Raw genomic sequence first — 6635 nt, 5'->3', positions numbered from 1 at the left:
TTTTTGTTTGGCGACTAAACCATATCACTTACTACCGTTTTTGTTTTTAGTTCCCGCTAATCCGCGATGAACCTTTTTATTGGCTGAAAAATGGGCGTATACTCAAACCACAATATTCAACGACGAATGATGACGAAATAGACCCACAATGAAACAATCTTTACTGATTTGGCTTGATGCCGCACGACCGAAAACTCTGCCTCTTGCACTGGTCTCTATCCTTACCGGGAGCAGTTTAGCGTTTGCCAGTGATCAGTTTTCTTTATCGATAGCCCTACTGGCTTTTTTAACCGCCACGCTACTGCAAATTCTGTCAAATCTAGCCAATGACTATGGTGACGCCGTACAAGGCACCGACAATGAAAACCGTCTCGGGCCAACACGAGCGATGCAATCTGGCGCAGTGACCGCTAAAACCATGATGCAAGCGATCATCCTCAACATCGTATTGACTGCCATCGCTGGGCTGATTCTTATCTTTCATGCGCTGACCTCACTCGAAAGCATCGTATCTTTTATTGTATTAGGCATATTAGCGATCGCCGCTGCCATCGCTTATACCATGGGTAATAAGCCCTATGGTTACCTTGGTCTTGGTGACCTATCTGTGTTTACCTTTTTCGGTTTACTCGGGGTATCCGGCACTTACTTCTTACACACAGGTCATGTTGAACCAAGCCTACTTCTGCCTGCATTAGGCTGCGGACTAATGGCGGTGGCGGTACTCAATATCAATAACATGCGTGATATTGAAAACGACCGCGAATGTGGCAAGCGCACCATGGCCGTTCGTCTTGGCCAGCGTAAAGCCAAACATTATCACTTCACCTTACTTGGCTTAGCGCTGGTGTCTTTTGCGCTCTACCTACTTATTCAGAACACGCCACTCTGGATCAACCTGCCCTTTTTATTGAGCATCATCCCTGTCTACAAACACGGTAAGGCCGTTTGGGAAACCGAAAAGCCGGTGCAGATTGCTCCCATGATGCCGATTATCGTCAAATGCTCACTGATCACTAACCTACTGTTTGCTGGTGTTGTCGTCGCTCAAACTCTCTTCAGTTAATTGAGACTAATCATTGCAAAGGGATCAAGCATCGATATACTCAAAATAAGCTCATTGTTCAAAAGGTATACTAATGGAATACAACACCTCAGCACTGTGCGACATCTATTTGGATCAAGTTGATGTCGTGGAGCCAATGTTCAGTAATTTCGGTGGGCGTGCATCCTTCGCCGGACAGATCACGACCTTAAAGTGTTTTGAAGACAATGCGCTGATCCGCTCCGTATTAGAGCAAGATGGCCTCGGTCGGGTGTTGTTAATCGATGGCGGCGGTTCATTACGCAAAGCGCTGGTCGATGCTGAAGTCGCGCTACTTGCCGAAGACAATGAGTGGGAAGGCATTATCGTTTATGGCTGCGTGCGTGAAGTCGACGAGCTGGAAGACATGAATCTAGGTATTCAGGCTCTAGCCTCTATCCCTGTCGGGGCTGGCCAAGACAATATTGGTGAAGTAGATGTTCCCGTGAACTTTGGCAGTGTGACCTTCTTGCCAGAAGATTACCTCTACGCAGACAACACCGGGATCATACTTTCGGCAGAGCCTTTAGATGTGGAACTTGATTTGGATGTCGAAGAACAAGAGTTCGAGTAACTCACTCGGTTTTGAATACTGAAACAAAGCATAAGAATACGAAGTATTAGAACGCACACAAAAACGCCCGCTACTAAGTAGCGGGCGTTTTTTAAAACTGAAGAGTCAATTACTCTACTTCATCCATTTTACCAAGAAGGTTACGGATGCGGTCTTGCCATGCTGAATGCTCTTCCTGCATTTGCTGAGTTTTTTGCTCTAGCTCGTGACGGCTTGCTTTAAGCTCACCAGCTTCAGTTGCTAGTGCCTGTTTCTCTTCTTTAAGCTCTTCCACTTCCATTTGAAGAAGTGCAATCGTATCTACTGCTGTTTGAATTTTTGCTTCTAGCTGCTCTAATACTTCAAAAGACATTCTGGCCTACCTTTAAGTTATCCATTTGATGGTGAAGCTTCACTTCACTTCACTTATTTGTCCATTCTACTCAGCAGAGCAAGGATAAACACTCAATATATTCGATATTTTGCGCCATTCGATGAAAAAAACAGCGCTTTTTACCTAATATTGACGTGAGCGATTCGCGCCATAACCACAAACCGATGATTTTGATGAATAACCGCAGTTTTCCACTGCTCATTGATCAAGAGCAATCTCCAAAAAACAAAAAGGCAAACGTTTCCTTGGGGATATGGTAAAATTCGCCGCGAAATTTCTATTCCCCCCCTTTGAAAATTTTGGAGTCCGCATGAAACGCGATTTAGCAATGTCATTCTCTCGTGTCACAGAAGGTGCTGCACTGGCTGGTTACAAGTGGCTTGGCCGTGGCGATAAAAACGCTGCAGATGGCGCTGCTGTCGAAGTCATGCGTAGCCTATTAAACAAAACCGAAATTAGCGGTGAGATTGTTATCGGTGAAGGTGAAATCGATGATGCACCTATGCTTTACATCGGCGAAAACGTAGGTGTCGGCGGCGACGCTGTCGACATCGCCGTTGACCCAATCGAAGGGACACGCATGACAGCCATGGGCCAATCAAACGCATTGGCTGTATTGGCTGCAGGTGAAAAAGGCAGCTTCCTAAAAGCGCCTGATATGTACATGGAAAAACTGGTTGTAGGCCCTGGCGCGAAAGGCGTCATTGACCTAAACCTGCCACTGACAGAAAACCTAGAAAACATCGCCAAAGCGCTGGGGAAAACCCTCGATACATTGGTGGTAACCACGCTGGCTAAGCCTCGTCACGACCAAGTGATCGCCGACATGCAAGCAATGGGCGTTCGTGTGTTCGCAGTGCCAGACGGTGATGTTGCCGCTTCTATCCTAACCTGCATGCCAGACAGCGAAGTCGACGTCATGTACTGCATTGGCGGCGCACCTGAAGGTGTGGTTTCTGCTGCTGTTATTCGTGCGCTAGACGGTGACATGCATGGTCGTCTTCTGCCTCGTCACGAAGTGAAAGGCGATACAGAAGAGAACCGTAAACACGGTGAGCTTGAGTTAGAACGTTGTGCTGAAATGGGCGTAACGGCGGGCATCGTATTGAAGATGGAAGACATGGCACGCAGCGACAACGTGGTATTCTCAGCAACGGGCATCACCAAGGGCGATTTGCTGGAAGGCATTACTCGTCAAGGCAATATCGCGACAACAGAAACGCTGCTTATCCGTGGCCGCTGCCGTACGATTCGCCGTATCAAATCTATCCACTACCTAGAGCGTAAAGACCCAGAAGTGGTTAGTCATATCCTGTAAGCCTTATTTCGGCGATCCAGAACATGCTAAGGCTGATACCAAGTATCAGCCTTTTGTTTTATTGGCGCACCAGAATCTCACCATTGCTGCCGATAGAGTCAACGCTATCTATACAGTAAAACACCATCAAAATAGTAAATGGTTTGCTTTATAAACACCTTGCATCATAATAGTAGAGTTGATGAGGCAGAGATAGTATGAAAACAAGCGACAGAATCTTACAGACCATTAAGCGTCAAGGTGCCGTAACCGCAAAACAACTGTCAGAAGAGTTTGGCATGACGACAATGGGGGCAAGGCAGCACCTGCAAAGCCTAGAAGATGACGGTATTCTTGCGTTTCATGACGTCAAAGTAAAAGTTGGACGCCCGACTCGCCACTGGTCTCTCACTCAGCACGGTCATAGCCAGTTTTCAGACCGACATGGCGAACTCACCATTCAAGTTATCGATGCCGTTGAGCACCTATTCGGTAAAGAGGGAGTCACCAAGGTTGCTACTGAGCGTGAACAGCACACACTGCAACACTATCAAAAGGCCTTGCTTGGCTGCGAATCTCTCATCAGTAAGCTCAACAAACTCACTCAACTGAGAGAAGATGAAGGCTATATGGCTGAACTGCAAGACCAAGGCGATCACTATATACTGTTCGAGAATCACTGCCCTATCTGCAAAGCCGCTACTCGCTGCCCTAGCCTGTGCCAATCTGAACTCAATGTGTTTACTGAGCTACTTAAAGATGAGTGTCAGGTCAGCCGTACTGAGCACATCATTGCTGGCGAAAGACGCTGTGCCTATACCATAACGCCCACTCTGTTATCGAAACACCAAGGCCAATAACCTAACGCCACACCGCTAATGACGTCTCAATATTGAGAAAACACCCATAGACTGAAAAATGTACAGATTTCTTTCTTAAGCTTAAAGCATGTCAAATAGGCTTTATTCTAAGGAAAGAATGATGGGACACACACATACGAATCAAAAACTTCCTCCCTTTGATGAACTGGTTCAACTCGCCAAAAGTGATCCCGAAGCATTCAATCAATTTAAGCAACAGATGTGTGAGCAGATGATCGGTTCGGCTTCAGAAGTGATGCAAGATAGGCTTCGCGCCCAGCAAAGCCATATTGATTTGGTGGTCGACCGTTGTAAAAACCCACACCATGCGAATGTCGTACTCATGCAAGAGCTACGCAGCCAGGTCGGTAAGTTCCAAGATGCACTAAAAGGACGCACTGGCTTTGAAGATCCTCAACCTGATAATGTGGTGGCTTTTAGGTCAACAAATACAGAACCCAAAATGTATTAGTTTTAAAAGCACGAGAGGCACAAAAGGGAGTTCAGTGCTCCCTTTGGTTCATTTATCATTCCGCGATTACACTGGATCTTCGCCGTAATCATTCCGACCTTCAGTGCCTTTCATCAAGCCACATTCAATCAGAATCCATAAACCACATACTAATGCCGCAACAGTTGCAACCATATGCGTCGACGATACAGGCTCAGTGGTGGTAGCGGTCATCGGCGACGCCAAACGACCAAAAACAAGCGGAATATTTAATAGTAGCCAATAATTCGACTTATTGCGGTCATGCCAGCGTTTAGCCGTGACCGCAAGATCAGGAATCACAAGCAATAATAAGAAGATCGGCAGCAAAATGTAGGAGTACGCAGGGAACAAAACCGAGATACCAGAAGCAAAACCAGTAATCGCAATGTAGTAGAAAATATTCCACATCCAGTAAGTCTTACGACCAATTCTCCCTTTGAAAGAGAGCAGTAAATCTTTCATCGACATCTTAAAAACTCAAATTTGTACGCCGCTGAAAATCAGCAGCAATGGTTAGTTTATTACTTTGATTTGTTGCTTTGGTTCATTGGGTTGGTTAATTTGTTACTTTCTGAAAACAGCCCTTATCCATATCACGAATATTCACCGTTAAGCTCCTAACATGACTCGCTTGTTCTTGTAAGGTTTGCATCAACGTGCGTGACAACTCTCGCTTTTGCTGTTCCGTTCGTCCCGCAAGTAACTCAAAGCTGATATGAATGAAGTCCACACTATCCTCCTCATCACCAACTAACCAATTGTGGCAGCGCAATGAGCGAGACTTAACAGACGGCACATCAAACAAGCCGCAAGTCAGTGCAACTTGGTGGAGATCCTCCAATAAGCCTTGAATGTTCACTCGTTCATCCACTGAATTGGAGTACTCTAGAACTAGATTCGGCATGGTTATTTCCTGTTATTGACGTAGTCGTTGCTCTCTTAATAGCAACTAACGATGAAAAATCCGAGAGGTTCGCGATCATTCTGTCTACCAGATCACTGATAGACCTCAAAACTCACGCTGCCAATTGAATAAGATCCTGAAAAGTCATGACCCTAGTCATGATCTGTTGATATTAATCTGTTATATTATTTCGCAATAAAGATTATTTTTTTTCACATTTGATTTATTTTAATACTTTTTGGAGATATTCCTATGCGTCATCCTGTAGTTATGGGTAACTGGAAACTAAACGGCAGCAAAGAAATGGTTGTTGATCTACTAAACGGTCTTAACGCTGAGCTTGAAGGCGTAACAGGCGTAGACGTAGCAGTTGCTCCACCAGCACTTTTCGTTGATCTTGCTGAGCGTACGCTTACTGAAGCGGGCAGCGCGATCATCCTAGGTGCTCAAAATTCTGATCTTAACAATAGCGGTGCTTTCACTGGCGACATGTCTCCAGCAATGCTGAAAGAGTTCGGAGCATCTCACATCATCATCGGTCACTCTGAGCGTCGTGAATACCACGCTGAGTCTGACGAGTTCGTTGCTAAGAAATTCGCCTTCCTAAAAGAGAACGGCCTAACGCCAGTGCTTTGTATCGGTGAGTCTGAAGCACAAAACGAAGCAGGCGAAACGGTTGCAGTATGTGCTCGTCAACTTGACGCAGTTATCAATACTCAAGGTGTTGAAGCTCTTGAAGGCGCTATCATCGCTTACGAACCAATCTGGGCTATCGGTACTGGTAAAGCAGCTACAGCTGAAGATGCACAACGCATCCACGCTCAAATCCGTGCACACATCGCAGAGAAATCTCAAGACGTTGCTAAGAAAGTGGTTATCCAATACGGCGGTTCTGTTAAGCCAGAAAACGCAGCAGCTTACTTCGCACAACCGGACATCGACGGTGCTCTAGTTGGTGGTGCAGCTCTAGACGCGAAAAGCTTCGCAGCTATCGCTAAAGCAGCCGCTGAAGCAAAAGCTTAATTTAAACATCACCGTTTAGATTAGATT

Annotated in this window: 9 protein-coding genes; 6 read left to right on the top strand and 3 right to left on the bottom strand. The window is 45.8% G+C overall.

The features are described 5' to 3' along the window. Positions 1 to 148 precede the first annotated feature (148 nt). On the top strand, positions 149 to 1066 hold the full coding sequence (locus Q1A70_RS07495; RefSeq protein ID WP_299688541.1) for a 1,4-dihydroxy-2-naphthoate polyprenyltransferase: 918 nt from the start codon (positions 149 to 151) through the stop codon (positions 1064 to 1066). 73 nt (positions 1067 to 1139) lie between these two features. Continuing rightward, complete coding sequence (gene rraA, locus Q1A70_RS07490; protein ID WP_299688538.1) at positions 1140 to 1658, top strand: ribonuclease E activity regulator RraA; 519 nt, start codon at positions 1140 to 1142, stop codon at positions 1656 to 1658. A 109-nt stretch (positions 1659 to 1767) separates the two neighbouring features. On the opposite strand, the gene zapB is transcribed toward rraA, so the two are convergent. Beyond that, positions 1768 to 2010 carry a cell division protein ZapB gene (zapB, locus tag Q1A70_RS07485; RefSeq protein WP_008219652.1) on the bottom strand — a complete coding sequence of 81 codons (243 nt, stop codon included), beginning with the start codon at positions 2008 to 2010 and terminating at the stop codon, positions 1768 to 1770. A 331-nt stretch (positions 2011 to 2341) separates the two neighbouring features. Between zapB and glpX the strand changes: the two genes are divergently transcribed. The 3 genes from glpX to Q1A70_RS07470 all read left to right on the top strand — a co-directional run bounded on the left by glpX (position 2342) and on the right by Q1A70_RS07470 (position 4660). Then, positions 2342 to 3349 carry a class II fructose-bisphosphatase gene (gene glpX, locus Q1A70_RS07480; RefSeq protein ID WP_299688534.1) on the top strand — a complete coding sequence of 336 codons (1008 nt, stop codon included), beginning with the start codon at positions 2342 to 2344 and terminating at the stop codon, positions 3347 to 3349. Between the two features lie 197 nt (positions 3350 to 3546). Continuing rightward, positions 3547 to 4188 carry a metalloregulator ArsR/SmtB family transcription factor gene (locus Q1A70_RS07475; protein ID WP_299688531.1) on the top strand — a complete coding sequence of 214 codons (642 nt, stop codon included), beginning with the start codon at positions 3547 to 3549 and terminating at the stop codon, positions 4186 to 4188. Positions 4189 to 4309: 121 nt separating this feature from the next. Continuing rightward, positions 4310 to 4660, top strand: a complete 351-nt coding sequence (locus Q1A70_RS07470; RefSeq protein ID WP_299688547.1) for a DUF3135 domain-containing protein — start codon at positions 4310 to 4312, stop codon at positions 4658 to 4660. A gap of 66 nt (positions 4661 to 4726) precedes the next feature. Here the strand turns inward: Q1A70_RS07470 and Q1A70_RS07465 are convergent, their stop codons facing one another. Continuing rightward, positions 4727 to 5149 carry a DUF805 domain-containing protein gene (locus Q1A70_RS07465; RefSeq protein WP_299688528.1) on the bottom strand — a complete coding sequence of 141 codons (423 nt, stop codon included), beginning with the start codon at positions 5147 to 5149 and terminating at the stop codon, positions 4727 to 4729. Between the two features lie 88 nt (positions 5150 to 5237). Further along, entirely contained in the window at positions 5238 to 5585 is a 348-nt protein-coding gene (locus tag Q1A70_RS07460) for a 5-carboxymethyl-2-hydroxymuconate Delta-isomerase (RefSeq protein ID WP_299688525.1), read from the bottom strand. A gap of 252 nt (positions 5586 to 5837) precedes the next feature. Between Q1A70_RS07460 and tpiA the strand changes: the two genes are divergently transcribed. Then, positions 5838 to 6608 carry a triose-phosphate isomerase gene (gene tpiA / locus Q1A70_RS07455; RefSeq protein ID WP_299688522.1) on the top strand — a complete coding sequence of 257 codons (771 nt, stop codon included), beginning with the start codon at positions 5838 to 5840 and terminating at the stop codon, positions 6606 to 6608. Positions 6609 to 6635 lie beyond the last annotated feature (27 nt).

This window comes from uncultured Vibrio sp. (assembly GCF_947488985.1).
Classification (GTDB): Bacteria; Pseudomonadota; Gammaproteobacteria; order Enterobacterales; family Vibrionaceae; genus Vibrio.
Note: the sequence above shows the minus strand (reverse complement) of the source record. Positions and strands in the feature narration are given on the sequence as shown.